The sequence below is a fragment of the Galbibacter sp. PAP.153 genome, from assembly GCF_037029175.1.
GTDB lineage: Bacteria > Bacteroidota > Bacteroidia > Flavobacteriales > Flavobacteriaceae > Galbibacter > Galbibacter pacificus.
The window spans coordinates 39,781-57,731 of sequence record NZ_JAZEUN010000005.1; the positions used below are offsets into that span (position 1 = coordinate 39,781).

The following is a 17,951-nucleotide window of genomic DNA, read 5'->3' on the forward strand; positions in this document are numbered from 1 at the left end:
GCATTTAACCAAACAACTAACCATACATTTTAGGCATGATTCCATATTGGAAAACACATAAATATCCCCTATTATTTGTCTTATCGTCCTTGCTCTTTTACACAAGTTTTGCATACGATCTGGAACGTACCGACACGGTGAAACTTATGGGGATATATGTTGCCCTTTTCTATTTTTATTACAAAACAATACAGTTTGAAAAAGGAAATTTTAATTTCTTACTGGTTTTTGGCATGCTCTCCCGAATTGTTTTTATTGTTGCCGTTCCCAATCTTTCGCAAGATTTTTACAGGTTTCTTTGGGACGGAAAACTTATTGCAGATGGGATTAACCCATTTATCCATACCCCATTGCAGCTCATGCAGGATGGCAATTTTAACGCGGGCGATTACCGGGAATTGCTTCAGGGCATGGGGAACTTAAGTGCCGGGCATTATAGCAATTACCCGCCCGTGAACCAGTTGTTTTTCTTTCTTGGTAATTTTTTTGGTAAGACAAATATCTTGGGAAGCATTATTTTTATTAGAATATGCATTATCCTTGCAGATATTGGTATTTTGTATTTCGGCAAGAAAATATTAACGCACCTAAACTTTCCCAAGCATCAAATATTTTGGTACTTTTTAAATCCGTTCATCATTATAGAACTTACCGGAAATCTTCATTTTGAAGGTATTATGCTTTTCTTTTTCGTCGTTGCACTATATTTCATTATTCAGAAAAAATGGGTTGCCGGGGCACTTTTTATGGGCGTATCCATTTCGGTTAAATTACTTCCGCTGGTGTTTTTACCTTTTTTTATCCGTTGGTTCAAATCAGAAAACAACTTTAATGCTAAAAATATTTCAAGGCTCCTGTTGTTCTATGCTGTGGTTTTTATAACCTTTTTGGCTACTTTTATCCCTTTTGTTTCTTCGGAATTAATGTCCCGTTACGTTGAAACCATTGGGCTGTGGTTTAATAAATTTGAGTTTAATGCCAGTTTTTATTATTTGGTGCGCGAAATTGGTTTTTATATGAAGGGCTATAACATTATTGAAACCGCAGGCACAAGAATGGCATTTATAGTTTTCCTTTTTATACTTGGCTTGGCGTTTATAAGAAAAAACCATCAATTAAAAACATTTATGGTTTCCCTGTTGATGGCAATTTCTTTTTATTATAGCATGAGTACAACCGTGCATCCTTGGTATATTGCAACCCCCGTGTTATTGTGCATTTTTACCACATACAAATTCCCGATAGTATGGAGCTTGGTGGTAATTTTAAGTTATCAGGCATATGCAAATGCCAATTATCAAGAAAATTTATGGTTAATTGCTGTGGAATACTGTATTTTATACGGCTGTTTCCTTAAAGAAGTATATTTGGGAAAACCCATTTTAAAGCATTTGTAAGTTAATTATTTCCTGCTTTGTAAGGTGCCTCCAATTTCCTCTGGAAATATCTTTTTTGGTAAGCCCGGCATAAGAAACACAATCCATTTTTACTATTTCGTAACCTAAGTTTGCAAAAATCTTCTTTACTATATTGTTTATACCACTGTATATTTTTATTCCTACTTCATTTTTGTTACCTCCTTCAATCGGGGAAATATCTTCAACCTTTACCGTTGCACCATCAACAACCAATCCTTGCCTTACTTGAATTAAATCGTCATTTTTAAAATTTTTGTCCAATACAACATGGTATATTTTACGGACATTATTTATGCTTGAAAGTTTCTGGGCCAATTCATCATCATTGGTATATAAAAGTAATCCCGTGGTGGTCCTGTCAAATTTTACAACCGGACTAAGTCTACTTTTTGAAGCATGGACTATCAATTCCGAAGCGTTCTTTTTCAAGTTCCGGTCATTTGATGCAATAAATCCTTTTGGCTTGTTCAAAAGTACATACTCCTTTTTTTCGGGTTTAATGGCACGGCCATCAAACTTCACCTCGTCGGTAAGCTTTACCTTATAGCCCATTTCAATTATTACTTCACCGTTTACGGTTACATTTCCCGAAGCAATATATATATCGGCATCCCGCCTGGAGCAAATCCCGCTATTGGCAATATATTTATTAAGCCTAACCTCGTTTGGTGCCAATTGGCTTTTTTTATTTGAATGGGTGTTTTTAACAGGTGCGTTTCCCCTAGCCTGGCTTTGTTTTTTTACATGTCCGCCTTGTCTGCCCGAAAACTTCTTGCTTCCTCCACCTTGCCTGCCGTGGCTTTTTCCTTTTTTAGACCTATCTTGTCTGCTCATTATCTCTTTTTTTGCAAAGATATGGTAATAGTATTCAATTTGCTTAAAATCAGCTTCTAATTAATTTAACAGATTGATAAGAATATAACTCATACCTGTTTTTTTATAACATTTCCTAACGAAATAAAACACTTTGTCGGTAAAATACACATTTTAATCGATATTTTAACGCTATTTTAACAAAACCATTCAAAATTAAACTTCGTATATACTGTAGATTTAAGTTGATGAATATAGTAGAGATCATTCGCTTATATCTAAAAACTAAGAAGTATTCTTTCACTTCTAAGGACTATTTACAATTTTATTTTTCTCCAAAACTACCCTTGTCCCCCAAAACCATAAAGTATTCCCCTCAGGCCTATTCTAAACCTTATAAAACGAATACTTATGAGAAACTCTACTATTTCTATTATTTTAAAATGCATGTTTATGGCGACACTATTACTAAATGTGGGCGCTTATGCACAAAACAAAGTATTTACCACTACCATAAGTAGTGTTAACCAGACCGACGATCCCAACAATGCAAACGATGGCGATCTGTCTACCAAAGCCAATGTAAGGGCCAGTTCCGGAATAGCTATTGGGATTGGTGCCTATTCGGGGCATATAGAACTTCAATATCCTTCTGCAGTTCCTGCCAATACCACAACCTATATTAAAATTGACACCGAAGCCAATTTACTGCCGGCCCTTTTAGGCGGGGATCTTGGCGATGTCCTTTCGGAGGTTTTGGGGACTGTGCTCATAGGAAATCAGGAATTTACCGTATCTGTATTAAATGGAGAAGACAACCCCATTATTACGGGACGTTCTCAAATAGATGACGATTTTTCCCAGAACAGGTTGCGTATTGTGGTAGATAAAAACGAAGATTATTATGTTGCCGTTACCCCTAATGAAAATTACGACCGCATACGGCTGACCAGTAGGCTGGGTTCTTTAATTGGACTTGGAAACACAAAAAGGCTTGGCGTATACGGGGCATATTATGTTACCAGCTCAAACGAATGTGGAATCCCAACTTTTACTTCATTCAACGGAGAAGGGATTACATTGGACTTAATAAACCTTGGCGGCGCAGGTGTGGAAAACCCGCACCATTTTATCGACGACGACCCAAATTCTTATTCAGAGTTAAACTTGGGACTTTTAAGTGTTGCCGCTTCAATTCAACAATCTGCTTATTTTGAAGGAAGTTCCAACGCAACCGATAACTTTAACCTTAAAATGGGCATTATGCCGGCTTTGTTGGCAGTAGGTGCCTTAAACAATATTACTATTATTGCCAGCAATAATGGAGAGGTCGTGCAAACCATACCTTTTTCTTCTTTGCTCAACGTAGATTTATTAACGCTTATACAAATAAATGCCAATAATGGATTGCCCACTACCATTCCATTTTCATTTGGGCAACCTGTTGATAGGATTACTGTTAGATATACTTCGTTATTAAATGTAGAGATTGCACAAAACCTGGATTTATACGGAATAACCAGAACACCCGCATTACCGGTAATAGATATAGATGCAAGTCAAAATATAGTCTGCTCTGGAAATACCGCCAGCCTTGTTGCTACTTCAAATCCTAGCGATCAAGAATTAAGGTGGTATTCGGCTTCCACAGGTGGCACCCCTTTGGCCATAACTGCATCAGGGGAAAGTTTTACTACTCCCGAAATTACAGAAAATACTACTTTTTACGTTGCAGTGGCCAGACCAGGCTGTACACAAGAATCTGCCAGAGTTGCTGCTGAAGTTGAAACATCGGCAAGGCCAACGGCATCAGACATTACGGTTACTGGAAATGAAGACCCTGTTTGCGAATCAAGCAATGTCATCCTCGTTCCGTCAAGCAGCATAACCGGTACTTTCTCTTGGTTTTTTGATGCCGATAAAACTTCGCCCATTACAGATGGGCTAACTAATGACGGTGTTACCTATAATGTAGATCAAGAAGGTGTTTTAACGGTAAATAATTTAATGCCCACAGATACGCCCATAGATTATTATGTAAGTATTACCGATACAATTACAGGTTGCGACAATGCTGCCGGAGATTTGGCCATGGCTACGGTTGATGTTATTGCAAATTCATTAACGCCTAGCATCACCATAGATCCAAACATTACAGCCGATGACATCATCAACATAAATGAGTCTCAAGGGACCGTAATTATTACGGGAAGTGTTGGGGGCGATGCTCAAGCTGGAGACATGGTAACATTGGTGATTAACCAAATTCCATATGCGGGCACAATTGCCAACGACTTAACCTATAGCATCGAGGTAGAAGGTAGTGACCTAATAGCAGATCCCGGTTTAACAGTTAATGCCATTGTGGAAACTAGTAATGGTGCTTGTACTAGTAATGCAAGTGCTACCGAAAGTTACTCAATAGATACATCGGCTCCTGTTGTTCCCACGGTTGACCCACAAACCACTAACGATACAACACCAACAATTACAGGAACGGCAACCTCTGCCGACAACCTTTTTATTTCTGTAAATGGGGTAAGTTATACCGAAGGCGATGGAAATTTAACCGACAACGGTGATGATACGTGGAGTTTGACCATTCCAACAGGAAATGAGCTCCCCGAAGGTGTGTACGATGTGGCAGTTACAGCAACTGATGATGCTGGAAACACGGCCAACGATACAACCACAGATGAACTTGCGATTGATTTAACAAATCCCGAGATCCCAACGGTTAATCCATTAACCACCAATAGTAATACTCCAACTATTTCCGGAACCGCTTCTTCAGAAGATGAATTAACGGTTGCCGTAAACGGGGTAACCTATACAGAAGGCGATGGGAACCTAACCGATAATGGGGATGACACATGGACATTGGTGGTTCCAGATACAAACGTGATCCCCGATGGGGTTTATGATGTTATGGCCACTGCTACAGACAATGCGGGAAATACAGCCAATGACACCACGACCGATGAACTGACCATTAATTCTTTAGCACCAGACAATCCAACGGTAGATTTCCTCACCACTAATGATAATACACCCGAAATTACCGGAACGGCGAATTCTACAGACGACCTTACCGTTGAATTAGACGGAATAACTTATACAGAAGGCGATGGGAACCTAACCGATAATGGCGATGATACATGGACCCTTCAAATACCCGATGCAAACGAGCTTACCGACGGGATTTATGATATTAACGCAGTTGCAACGCAAGGGGCATTAAGCGCCAACGATGCCACGGTAAACGAGTTGACAATAGACACCACGGTGCCTCAACTCCCTACGGTAGATCAACTTGTAACAAACGACACAACTCCGGAGATTACTGGAACCGCTTCTTCGGAAGATGAATTAACCGTAACAGTAAATGGTATTACATATACGGAAGGAGATGGGAACCTAACCGATAATGGTGATGATACATGGGTTCTTCAAATACCCGATGCAAACGAGCTTCCCGATGGGGTTTACGATGTTATGGCCACTGCTACCGATCAAGCTGGGAATACTTCTAACGATAATACCACTGACGAGCTTACCATAGACTCCAGTCTTCCTGATACTCCTACCGTTGATACTTTGGCAACATCTGATAATACACCAACGGTTACAGGAACAGCAAATTCTGTTGATAATTTAACTGTTGAAGTAAACGAAATTGTATACACGGAAGGCGATGGGAATCTAACCGATAATGGTGATGACACATGGAGTTTAACTATTCCAGACAATCATCCGTTGCCCGATGGGTTTTATGATGTTGTTGCAACGGTAACAGATGATTTTGGAAATACAAACAACGACACGACACTTAACGAACTTACCATTGATACCTCGACACCGGGCATACCAACTGTAAATCCGCTGGTAACCGAAGACAAAACTCCTACAATTACCGGAACAGCCAACACTGCCGATAATTTAATGATTATTGTAAACGGGGTTAATTATGCAGAAGGCGGAAGGTACTTGCAGGATAACCACGACAATACCTGGACCCTGACCATTCCAGAAATGGATTCGTTGAGCCCTGGTGTCTACGATGTCGTGGCCGTACTTACAAATATTACCGGCGAATCTGTTACCGACAATACTACCGACGAACTTAGCATTATTGAAGTCGGAACCGATCCAGACCCCACTACCCCTGTAGTTAACCCTGTTACCACCAACGATCCAACACCAATTATTACGGGAACCGCAGATTCTTCTGATGAATTAACGGTTGAATTAAACGGGGAAACCTATACCGAAGGTGATGGAAACTTAACCGATAATGGAGATGATACTTGGGAATTAACGGTTCCCGAAGGGAATGAAATACCCGAAGGCACCTATGACGTAATTGCAACGGTTACCAATAGTACTGGAGGCACTGCTACCGATACTACTACTGATGAGTTAACCATCGAGGATATTCCGGCATCCGACATCAGTATTATAAAAACGGTCGATAATTTAAATCCGTTAGTAGGTGAGATTGTAACGTTTACAATTAGCGTTGTTAATAACGGAGAAACACAATTTAGCAATACCATTGTAAACGAAGTGCTTGCCAGTGGTTTTACCTATCAGCAACATACTGCTTCAATAGGTTATTACCAACCTGCCAATGGCCGTTGGACAATAGATGCGCTCAATGCAAACGAAACTGCCACGCTATCGCTTAGGGCTCAAGTAAACCCAACTGGCATACATGCCAATATTGCTTCAATAGAAACATCGACTCCAGAAGATGGAGATGCAAATAACAATTCATCAGAAGTTACCTTGGAGCTAAGTTGTTTAACCGTTTTTAATGAATTCACACCAAATAACGATGGGTACAACGACTATTTTAGGATAGAATGCATTGAACGTTACCCAAACAGTGAATTAAGGGTTTTCAACAGGTATGGAAACAAAGTCTACGAAACCATAGGATACCAAAACGACTGGACTGGGATTGCCAATGTAAATGGAGCAGTAAACAGGGGCAAAGAGCTTCCGGCGGGAGCCTATTTCTATTCACTTAAAATTGATGAGCTGGGAGAAGACAAATCGGGTTGGCTATACATTGCCAAATAAACCAGGACCATAACTCATTCATCTAAAAAAAACTTCAATAAAAATATAGTTTCATGAAAATTTCAAACTCATATATAAAAAATGTTGTTCTCATTGCAATAACATTGTTTACATGCTATCTGGCCACCGCGCAGCAACAGCCACAATTTACACAATATATGTACAATACATTGACCCTCAATTCTGGTTATGTTTCTGATTACAGGATAGAAGCTGGACTTATACACAGGTCTCAATGGGTGGGCATCGATGGGGCCCCAACCACACAATCGCTAACCGTGGCCGGAAGGTCTGGGGAGCGCATTGGCTTGGGACTTACTGTTATAAACGACAATATTGGCCCATCAAACGATTTGGACATTAACGGTGTTTTTTCGTACAGCATTCCAATAACGTACAACATGCACTTGTCGTTTGGTATCAATGCGGGAATAGATATTTTAAATGTAGATTGGTCTGAAGGCGAATATGCAGATCAGCCCGATCCTATTTTAAACAATAACGTAAACAATGTAACGCCCATTATTGGTGCCGGCACTTACTTGTACAGCAATAATTGGTATGTTGGGGTTTCTGCACCCAATTTTATAAAGACCAAAAGTTACAACGACGACGACGAACTGGTAATAGATAAAACTACCGAATTTTATTTAATTGGAGGTTATGTGTTTGATATTACCCCGGCCTTTAAACTAAAGCCTTCCACCCTATTGAAATACACCGAAGGAGCTCCCGTTACCGTGGATCTTTCCTTGAATGCGTTGATACAGGAAAAATTTACCGTGGGCACATCTTATAGGTTTAACGATGCGCTAAGCGTACTGCTCGGTTTTCAAATATCGCGAAGTTTCTTTGCCGGTTATGCCTTTGACTATTCTACAACAGAGCTCACCAAATACAACGATGGGTCTCATGAAATCATGCTACGATATACTTTACCTAACCTTAACAAAAGAGCAAAATCTCCTAGATTTTTCTAAAACTTTACTATTATGAAAAAATTTCTAATACTTATAATTTTAGTACATGTAAACCTGTTTGGGCAGAAAAATACATGGAAAGCAGACCAGTTGTATGCCGATTATCATTTTGAAGAAGCGGCCGAGCTATACAAGAAATCCATTGCCAATACCAACAGCATGGAAGATGCTACAATTGAAAAATTAGCCAATTGCTATTTTAATGTATGCGACTACCAAAATGCATACAAATGGTATGACGAATTATATCATCTCAACCATAAAAAAATGAAGGAAAGCACTTTTATAAAATATGCACAAAGTGCCAAAGCAAGCAGGGATTATGAAAAAGCAAACAAATTGATCAACGATTTTTATGCTGATGATTACAATAGAATAGAAATGGTTACCACACAAAAAAGGCACCTTGACAATATTAAGGAGAGTGACTCTTTGTATAAAATTGACAATCTTGACATTAATACTTCAAAATCGGACTTTGCCCCTGTTTATTATGGAGACTATTTAATTTTCTCGTCGGCAAGGGATACCTCCATTTCAAAAGAAAAAATCTATATGTGGAACAAGCAACCCTATTTGGATATTTATATTGCCGAAAGGAACAAAGCAAATGGAGAACTTAACAATCCGGAAAAATTTGGGTCGAATGCCACTTCTGGTTTCCATGATGCTACATTGTGCTTTAGCAAAGATGGAAGGTTTGTTTACTTTACTCAAAATTATACAAAAAAGAACAAACTTAAAGTCAATAAGGGTGGGGTTTCCAATTTTGAAATTTTGCGGGGGTACGTAAAAGGCGACCAAATTACCAATGTAGAATCGCTATCTTTTAACAGCACAGATTATTCCTGCGGGCACCCGGCCATTTCCGCCGATGGAAAATACCTCTATTTTGCCTCGGATATGCCCGGAGGATATGGTGCTTCTGATATTTATGTTGCAGAAATATTTGATGACGGGAAAACAAACAAACCTGTAAATTTGGGTGCGACGATAAATACGGCCGGAAGGGAAATGTTCCCTTTTGCTACCGACAGTGTTTTATACTTTTCGTCTGATGCCCATTACGGACTCGGGGGACTGGATGTTTTTGCCAGTAAAATAGAGTCTAAAACAGCTTATGCCATTCCTTTAAACATGGGGCCTGCATTAAATAGCAACATGGACGATTTTAGCCTTATTTACAACCCCGAAGACAGAACCGGTTATTTTGCATCCAACAGAAGTTTGGGGAAAGGTGATGACGATATCTACTTCTTTAAAAAGAAAGAACCCATGCAATACCAAACCTTTTCGGGTTATGTATACGACAAAACAACCCAAGAACCCATTGCAAATGCAAGTGTAGTTGTAAACGATATTTTAAGCGATACGCTTTATACTCAAATAGAGAGTGATGAAGATGGTTATTATGAAGTTAAACTCCCTTTTAAAAAAGAGCACGAGCTTATTTTTTCCAAAGCTAGGTATACTTCAGAAACATTGTATGCAAAGACTACCGACGAACCGGGAAAAAAACTAGAAGACAATGACGTATACCTTACATCGTTGGAAAGTTTGACCGTTAAAGAAGGAAATATGACCAAAATTGACGTAGACCCTATTTTTTTTGAATACGACAAGGCCGACATAACGCCAAAAGCAGAATTGGCATTGGAAAAAGTATTGTATGTAATGAACGAGTTTCCAAGCATAAATATCATGATCGAATCGCATACGGACAGTAGAGGGTCTGATGATTATAACCATAAATTATCAAACGCAAGGGCCGAAAACACCAAGCGGTACTTAATTGCCAATGGCATTGATGCAAACAGGATTGAAGGGGCCAGAGGTTTTGGGGAAAGCAAGCTGCTTAATAAATGTTCCAACGGGGTAAGTTGCACAGAAGCCGAGCATGCAATTAACCGCAGATCGAACTTTATCATTATAGAGGATCAGAAAGAGCAATTAACAGGCTTTTAAATTCTCCAGAATAAGCCTTTAACTTCATCGTTAAAGGCTTATTCTAATTATAAATCCTATTCAGTACCAAATCTACATCAATCAACAAAATACTAAAAACCCCCGATACAATAATGAATTTCAATATATTATGAAGCAATAAATAATGTACCTTGGAAGAAGACTTCCATAAAAAAACTATAAAAACCAACATTAGCAACATACAGGCATAAAAAAAGAGGTACATATAACCTACCTCAAAGCTTGTTACCAATAAATAAGATGGTATCAAGGTTAAAAAACTTAACAGCGAGATGACTATTTTAGATGTACGCTCCCCATAAACCACAGGAATGGTTTTATAGTTTTGTGCCATATCTCCTTTCATGTTCTCCAGGTCTTTTACCATTTCCCGTATTAAAATTATTAAAAACAAAAAGAGGGCATGTACAAAAATAACCGGCTGCACATTTTTATAATACAAAAAAACCGCAAAAAAAGGCGTAATGGCCAAGGTAGCCGATACAAAGTTGCCCACAAAAGGCACTTTTTTAAGTTTGTGAGAATAAAACCATATACCAAAAATATAAAGTGAAAAAAATACTACTGCCCGAAAAGATACATAGCTGGCAAATATGACCGATAAAAAGTTAAGCACAAAATAAGTAGTTAATTTAAAACGCTGACTTACCAATTTGTCCAACATGGTTTTTGTAGGACGGTTAATAAGGTCCTTTTCTGCATCGTAAAAACTATTGATAATGTACCCCGAAGCAATGGCTATGGCCGAAGCCGAAACAATGGCAAACAAATAAGGGTCGAAAAGAATATGGCGCACGGGAATTTCGGGTGCCAGAATATAGATAGAAGCCAAGTATTGAGCCAATACAATAACCCAGATATTGTAACCCCGTACCACCGAAAAAAGGCTTAACAACTTAAGAAGTAAAAGCTTTTGCTTTCGGTTAATTATCATATGGATGTATTTAAAAGTTGTAAACCACTTCCAACTTGTATCCTTGCAGTGCTTTTTTTGCCTTCTCAATATCTTGGGTAAACCCTAGTATATAACCGCCACCACCGGATCCACATAATTTTAAATAGTAATCGTTGGTGTCTATACCTTGTTTCCATAGTTTATGAAACTGTGCAGGAATCATAGGTTTAAAATTATTGAATACCGTATTAGACAATTGCTTTAAGTTTCCGAATAATGACTTTACATCTCCTTTCAAGAAGTCTTCAACACAGGCATCGGTATGTTTTATAAATTGGTTTTTCAGCATGTTTCTAAAGCCTTCCTGTTTCATGCTTTCCATGAAGATCTGTATCATCGGTGCCGTTTCGCCGGTCATTCCGCTATCGAGCAAAAAAACAGCTCCTTTTCCGTTGGTAGCCTGCGAAGGTATTCCGGTAGGTTCTATATTGTCTTTGGAATTAATAAGGATGGGAATGCTTAAATAGCTGTTTAAAGGATCTAAACCCGAAGATTTTCCATGGAAAAAAGATTCCATTTCTCCAAAAATGGCTTTTAGCTTTAAGAGTTTATCTCTTGTTAGGTTTTCAAGAACCGTAATTTTATCAAAAGCATACTTATCGTATATTGCTGCTACCAAGGCACCACTGCTTCCAACTCCATATCCTTGCGGTATACTGCTATCGAAATACATTCCGCTGGCAATGTCCTCATTGAGTTTTTCAATATCAAAGGTGGCCAAGTCGGGATTTTTGCTTTGCAATTCTTCTAAATAAACAGAAAACCGTTGCAAGCTTTTATTGGACTTTTTTGCATCATCGTCCAATTCCTTGCTTACTTTAAGTGCCCCGTTATAAAAATTGTAAGGAATGGATAATCCCTTGGAGTCTTTTATGATTCCATATTCACCAAAAAGTAGAATCTTTGAATAAAACAGTGGTCCTTTCATATTTATACTTAGTCGCGTTTTGTTATCTAATTTACAATTTTCTAGCTCCAAAACCAATTTGGTCGCAAATATACTTCCCCTTTTTACAATATGCAACGAGTTCATTTTTAATAAACTGCAAAACTGTTTCTTTTTCAGCTTCAGGATACAACAAATGTACATTGGCGCCTGCGTCGAGCGTAAAGCACAAATGGCTTCCCGTTTCTTTTCTGTATTCCCATACCTTTTCTATAATTTTTAATGTGTTTGGCTTCATCAAAATAAAATAAGGCATGGAGGTCATCATCATTGCATGAAGTGTCAATGCTTCACTTTCTACCACTTCAATAAATTCTTCTAAATTGCCACTTTTAAAAATGGGGCTTAATTTTGATAAATTACTATTTGCCTGTACAAATCGTTCTTCAGCAAAGGGATGATTATTCATTAAGTTGTGACCAACCGTACTGCTTACCCACTTTTCCCCGACATCTACCAATAAAATTGTATCCTGATAATTTTTAAAAACATCATTTACTTCTTCTGTATAGGGAATTCCATAAAAATCAGAGCTGTTTTTAATTTCTTTATGGGTACCCCAGGTCACTATTGGCCCTTCTATACTTCTGCATGCGCTACCCGAACCCAAACGGGCCAAAAAAGATGCCTTTTTCAAGAAAAACCCGTCGTCCATATTGGCAACAAATTCTCTTTCCATGCTCATTAAGCACAACGCCAAAGCGCCCATTCCACTTGCTGAAGAAGCAATCCCACTACTGTGCGGAAAAGAGTTGGACGTTTCTATTTTAAAATGATATTCTTTTAAAAAGGGTATGTATATTTCTATGCGCTTCAAAAAAATTTCGATTTTCGGGGCAAAATCAGGTTTTAATTCACCATCCAAAAAAATATCAAAACTAAAATCGGCATTTACAGTTGTTTGCTTGGTATACGTTAATGTGGTTATGGTGTGGCAATTGTTTAAAGTAAAGCTTATGGAAGGGTTGGCCGGGATTTGAGGCGCTGTTTTTCCCCAATATTTAACCAAGGCGATATTGCTTGGCGATTTCCATGTGTGGCTACCTTTTGCCGGTTTTTGTTGATATGGGCTGGAAATAAATGCTTCTACGGTCATTAATCAAAAAATTTACGCAAATATAAACCAAACTTACAAGTATGGATGTATTTTAGGATGAAGTGTTTGCAACTTAGGCTCCTTTTATGGCCTTTGTATTGACATGTTAAATAAATTACTATTTTTAGGTTATAAAGCTAGCCATATGATGTCAAAAAAAATTTCCCGGATACTCATTGCTGTTGCTATATGTTTAACGGTAGGTTTTTTATCGGGGTTTGTTACACAAAGCTCGGTTGGAGATTGGTATGTAACCCTCAACAAACCGCCTTTTAACCCTCCCAATTGGGTTTTTGCCCCGGCATGGACCCTCCTTTATATTTTAATGGGCATAGCCGCCGGAATAGTTTGGGCACGCGGGTTTTACCATAAATGGGTAAAAACGGCTTTGTACCACTTTGGGTTTCAGCTTATTTTCAATGCAATGTGGAGCATTGTTTTTTTTGGTTTCCATAAACCATTTTGGGCATTATTGGTTATTTTAACCTTACTGGTGCTTATTGCCCTTACCATTAAATGGTTTAAAGTAGTAAACAAAACGGCCGCTTACCTACTTGTTCCTTATTTGCTTTGGGTTTGTTTTGCAACAGTGCTTAATTTTAGTATCTGGCAGTTAAATTAGATTTTTTAGATTGTTAGACTTGGTTAGATTTGTTGGATTATTAAAATCGGTTAAATAGATGTATTTTCAGCAATTGCCTGCGCTACCATATAACCTCCGGTCCATGCGTTTTGAAAATTATAACCGCCCGTTACCGCATCGATATTTAAAACTTCACCGGCCAGGAAAAGGTTTTTGTAAACTTTACTTTCGTAAGTCCTAAAGTTTATTTCCTTTAAATCAACCCCGCCGGCCGTTACAAATTCTTCCTTAAAAGTGCTTTTCCCGTTTACCAAAAATTTTGCCGCCGTAAGTTCCTGTATTAATTTTCGAATGGCTTGTTTACCTACTTCTGCCCATTTTTGTTGCTGATGTATTCCTGAGGCCTCTAAAAGCCTAAACCAAAGCCGTTTTGGCAAATCGAACGGACGCGTATTGAACACTATTTTTTTTGCTTCGGAAGTTTTGGCTTGCTCGATAACCAATAAAATTTCTTCTTCATCATACTGCGGAAGCCAATTTACCTGTACAACAAATTGATAGTTTAATTGATGAAGTTCCCGTGCGCCCCATGCCGACAGCTTTAATATCGCCGGGCCGCTCATTCCCCAATGCGTAATAAGCAAAGGCCCACTTGCCATTGCTTTTTTTCCATCTTCCAATTTAATGGACGTATGATTTTTATCAAACAACTTCACTTCCGCATGTGAAGCAACGCCCATGAGCCCGTTTATCCGTTTGTCTTTAATGTTAAACGTAAAAAGCGATGGTACCGGCGAAACAATGGTATGGCCGAGCATTTTTAATTGATTCCACATTTTCGGGTTGCTGCCGGTGGCAATGGCTAAGTAATTACAGTAAAAATCTCCTTGTTGGGTTTCCAATTGCCACGATGCCCCTTTTTGTTCGGTTTTTGTTATGCTTTTTACGCTGCAATTGGTGTTTATTTTCACCCCTAAATGTTCGGTTTCATTTAAAAAACAATCAATTATAGATTGCGAGCTGTCGCTTTCGGGAAACATCCGTCCGTCTTCTTCGATTTTCAACGGAACGCCTCTTTCTTCAAAAAAGGCAACCATATCTCCACTGCAAAAAGCATGGAAAGGCCCTTTTAATTCTTTCTCTCCTCTTGGATATGCTTTTACCAATTCGTTTGGCACAAATTCGGCATGCGTTACATTGCACCGCCCGCCTCCTGAAATTTTCACTTTGGTAAGCACCTCTTTTCCTCGCTCAAGGATAAGCACTTTTAGTTCAGGACGAAGCGTAGCTATTTGTATGGCCGTAAAAAATCCGGCAGCACCCCCGCCAACTATAATTGCATCAAAAACCATGTGGCAAAGGTAGGTTTTAATTTAAAATGACGATTGAGTTACCGCACCCGCTCTGGATAATCGGTTATAATTCCATCAACATTAAAATTTTTCATTTGTTGAATATCAACAGAATCATTTACCGTCCATGGGTATATTTTAAAGTTTTTGGCATGCATTTTCTTTACATTTTCTGCATTTAGGCTTTTGTAATTGGGGTGAATGGCTACAGCTTTTAACTTTTCTCCTTCGGCAATGGCCTCTTGTATGTCCTTACTGGTTAATATGCCTATTGGAATTTGAGCGTCCAAACCGCGCATTTTCTCCAATTCGTCCCATTTAAAACTGGAAATGATAAAATCGTTTAAAGTCCACCCGTTTTCTTGGATGTATTGCTGAACAATTTTGTATACGGGCCCGGCAGTTCCGGCTCCTTTCAACTCGATATTAAGCATGGCTTTTTTATCCATCAAGTCCAGGACTTCTGCTAGCGTTGGAATTTTAACATTACCTTCCAATGAAAGCGTGTCCAGTTCCGGTTTTGTGTATTTTTCAATAGGTCCGCTTGCTTTGGTAAGCCTATCGATCGTATCGTCGTGAAAAACCACAATCGAGCCGTCTGCTATTTTAAAAACATCGATTTCTATGGCGTCTGCACCCAAATCCATTCCTTTTTTAATGGATGGCAGGCTGTTTTCTATTACATGCCCCCTGGCGCCACGATGACCAATTGCAATGGGTTCTTTTTTCATTTCCGCACAACTTTGTAGAAGCACTAAAAATACGGAGAATACGCTTATTTTTTTTATCATTTGTATTTGGTTTTGACTTTTTATCTATTAGGAACTCGTTTCGACTTTTCCAGCCCGATATTTTCGGGAATTAAAAAGCACATATGCGTTTATACAACTTTCCAACTTCAGACTCTATAAAACTTCAAAAATAAACGATTGCAACGGATTAATCCTTATTTTTATGGAGCCTTCATCGTTTCTTAACGATAAGTTGTTCTTTTCGCCATATAACAAGTCGGTCAAAATGTAATTTTTCTTATTAAGTTTCCATTCCCGAATAATTTCCTTCGGAATTTTAAGCGCAAACTCATAAGATGTTTCTTCATCAAAATTTGAAACTACAATCAATTTTTCATTGGCTGTATAGCGGACAAATGAAAATACCCGGTGGTTATAATTGTTTGTATGTTCTTTATTGTAATAATGAATTTCCCTGCTTTCCCCCATAATGGCTTCATTATGAATGGCAATATTGAGCAGTCGCTTATAAAAATCCCGCAATGCTTTTTCGTCTTTGGATAATTGGCCGCCATCAAACTTCCCGTTGTTCATCCACCTTTGGTGATGCGGCACGCCAATATAGTCGAAAATTGAAGTCCGACTAGGTTTGCCAAATCCGGCATCTTCGGCTCCGGGCTCGCCCACTTCCTGCCCAAAATAAATCATTATTGGTGACGTTCCTATGGTGGTCAAAACCGTCATGGCAGGTTTGGCTATTTCGGCTTTTCCTACAAATTGCGGACTTGCAATACGCTGTTCGTCATGATTTTCCAGAAAATACAGCATATGCGGCTCTATATCTTCAAACTTATTTCGTACTACCGGAATATGGTCTGTCCAACCGTAACCTTTCATAATATGCTTGATGGAATCGTACATATCTACTTTATCGTACAAATAGTCCATTTTTCCTTTACGGATGTATGCACGATACAAATCGGGACTGTACACCTCTGCCATTAAAAAAGCATCTGGATTTTTTGTTTTTATAGCTGAATTCATATAGCTCCAAAATTCCACCGGAACCATTTCGGCCATATCGTAACGAAAACCATCCACACCAACATCCAGCCAGTACAAGGCAATATCTTTAAATTTTTTCCAAGAATCGGGAACATCCTTGTCTTGCCAAAATTCATAATGCAATTTATAATCGGCTTCATCAAAATTGTTGGGAAGCGTGTCGAAATCCTTTTGTCCGTCTGGAGAAATTCCGTAATTCACCTTTACGGTTTCGTACCAATCGTTTTGGTCGGGTTGTGAGGCCCTTGCCCCGTTTCCTGTCCATTTTGCAGGGTTTTCGTCAAACTTACCATCAATTAAAGCATTTTTTTCACCCCCTAAAGGAAGGTATCCGTCTTTCCATTCCGGTAACTTAAAGGCTTCATTCGGGTTGTAGTAAAAATTATTGTCTTTTTTATAAGTAACCGAAGTGTCATCAAGAACCCCAAAACCTTCTACCCCATTTGGAGCCGAAATGCTTTTGTATTTTCTGGCAACATGATTGGGCACAATATCGATAATTACTTTTAAGCCCGCCTTATGTGTACGCTCCACTAATTGTTTAAATTCATCCAAACGATGTGCCGGATTCACAGCCAAATCGGGATTTACGTTGTAATAATCCTTAACCGCATATGGCGAGCCGGCACGTCCTTTTACCACTTCGGGATCGTCGTTGGAAATTCCGTATTGGGTATAATCGTTCACCAAAGCATGGTGCGGCACACCTGTATACCAAATATGCGTAACCCCTAAATCTTTAATTTCATGCAAAGCCTTATCGGTAAAATCTACAAATTTACCAACTCCGTTTTCTTCAATGGTCCCCCAAGGTTTATTGGTAGTTTTGGTATTCCCGAATAGCCTGGTAAATACCTGATATACTACTTTTTTTGAATTGGTTTGCTTTTCTTCCTTTAAATTGTCCATTTTACTATTGGGGTTACACGCCATGAATAAAG

At 38.7% G+C, this 17,951-nt stretch carries 12 protein-coding genes; 5 read left to right on the forward strand and 7 right to left on the reverse strand.

Annotated features, from left to right (window positions below; translation table 11 throughout):
• Positions 1 to 35 precede the first annotated feature (35 nt).
• A complete protein-coding gene (locus tag UXI14_RS03800; RefSeq protein WP_335964925.1) occupies positions 36 to 1,397 on the forward strand; it encodes a mannosyltransferase in 1,362 nt (453 codons plus the stop codon).
• Here the strand turns inward: UXI14_RS03800 and UXI14_RS03805 are convergent.
• On the reverse strand, positions 1,383 to 2,252 hold the full coding sequence (locus UXI14_RS03805; RefSeq protein ID WP_335964926.1) for a pseudouridine synthase: 870 nt from the start codon (positions 2,250 to 2,252) through the stop codon (positions 1,383 to 1,385). The two genes, UXI14_RS03800 and UXI14_RS03805, sit on opposite strands and share 15 nt — an antisense overlap.
• Positions 2,253 to 2,684: 432 nt before the next feature.
• Here UXI14_RS03805 and UXI14_RS03810 point away from each other — a divergent pair, with 432 nt between their 5' ends.
• The 3 genes from UXI14_RS03810 to UXI14_RS03820 are packed head-to-tail and all read left to right on the forward strand — an operon-like array spanning position 2,685 to position 10,261.
• On the forward strand, positions 2,685 to 7,316 hold the full coding sequence (locus tag UXI14_RS03810; protein WP_335964927.1) for an Ig-like domain-containing protein: 4,632 nt from the start codon (positions 2,685 to 2,687) through the stop codon (positions 7,314 to 7,316).
• 53 nt (positions 7,317 to 7,369) lie between these two features.
• On the forward strand, positions 7,370 to 8,296 hold the full coding sequence (locus UXI14_RS03815; protein ID WP_335964928.1) for a type IX secretion system membrane protein PorP/SprF: 927 nt from the start codon (positions 7,370 to 7,372) through the stop codon (positions 8,294 to 8,296).
• Positions 8,297 to 8,308: 12 nt separating this feature from the next.
• The gene (locus UXI14_RS03820) at positions 8,309 to 10,261 is read left to right on the forward strand and encodes an OmpA family protein (protein ID WP_335964929.1); all 1,953 of its coding nucleotides are present in this window, start codon (positions 8,309 to 8,311) and stop codon (positions 10,259 to 10,261) included.
• A gap of 43 nt (positions 10,262 to 10,304) precedes the next feature.
• Here the strand turns inward: UXI14_RS03820 and UXI14_RS03825 are convergent, their stop codons facing one another.
• From UXI14_RS03825 to UXI14_RS03835, 3 genes are read right to left on the reverse strand one after another with little or no spacing between them, the layout of a single operon-like run.
• The gene (locus UXI14_RS03825; protein ID WP_335965054.1) at positions 10,305 to 11,213 is read right to left on the reverse strand and encodes a geranylgeranylglycerol-phosphate geranylgeranyltransferase; all 909 of its coding nucleotides are present in this window, start codon (positions 11,211 to 11,213) and stop codon (positions 10,305 to 10,307) included.
• Between the two features lie 13 nt (positions 11,214 to 11,226).
• Positions 11,227 to 12,165: a mevalonate kinase gene (locus UXI14_RS03830; RefSeq protein WP_335964930.1), complete on the reverse strand. Its 939-nt coding sequence runs from the start codon at positions 12,163 to 12,165 to the stop codon at positions 11,227 to 11,229.
• 31 nt (positions 12,166 to 12,196) lie between these two features.
• Positions 12,197 to 13,279, reverse strand: a complete 1,083-nt coding sequence (locus UXI14_RS03835) for a diphosphomevalonate decarboxylase (RefSeq protein ID WP_335964931.1) — start codon at positions 13,277 to 13,279, stop codon at positions 12,197 to 12,199.
• Positions 13,280 to 13,427: 148 nt separating this feature from the next.
• Between UXI14_RS03835 and UXI14_RS03840 the strand changes: the two genes are divergently transcribed.
• Positions 13,428 to 13,901 (forward strand): TspO/MBR family protein, encoded by a 474-nt coding sequence (locus UXI14_RS03840; protein WP_335965055.1) that lies wholly within the window; start codon positions 13,428 to 13,430, stop codon positions 13,899 to 13,901.
• Positions 13,902 to 13,951: 50 nt separating this feature from the next.
• Here the strand turns inward: UXI14_RS03840 and UXI14_RS03845 are convergent, their stop codons facing one another.
• The 3 genes from UXI14_RS03845 to UXI14_RS03855 form a co-directional block, all read right to left on the reverse strand.
• A complete protein-coding gene (locus tag UXI14_RS03845; RefSeq protein ID WP_335964932.1) occupies positions 13,952 to 15,214 on the reverse strand; it encodes an NAD(P)/FAD-dependent oxidoreductase in 1,263 nt (420 codons plus the stop codon).
• A 38-nt stretch (positions 15,215 to 15,252) separates the two neighbouring features.
• Positions 15,253 to 15,945, reverse strand: coding sequence for a glycerophosphodiester phosphodiesterase family protein (locus UXI14_RS03850; protein WP_335964933.1), 693 nt, complete (start codon positions 15,943 to 15,945; stop codon positions 15,253 to 15,255).
• A 174-nt stretch (positions 15,946 to 16,119) separates the two neighbouring features.
• A complete protein-coding gene (locus UXI14_RS03855; protein WP_335964934.1) occupies positions 16,120 to 17,919 on the reverse strand; it encodes an alpha-amylase family protein in 1,800 nt (599 codons plus the stop codon).
• Positions 17,920 to 17,951: the final 32 nt, after the last annotated feature.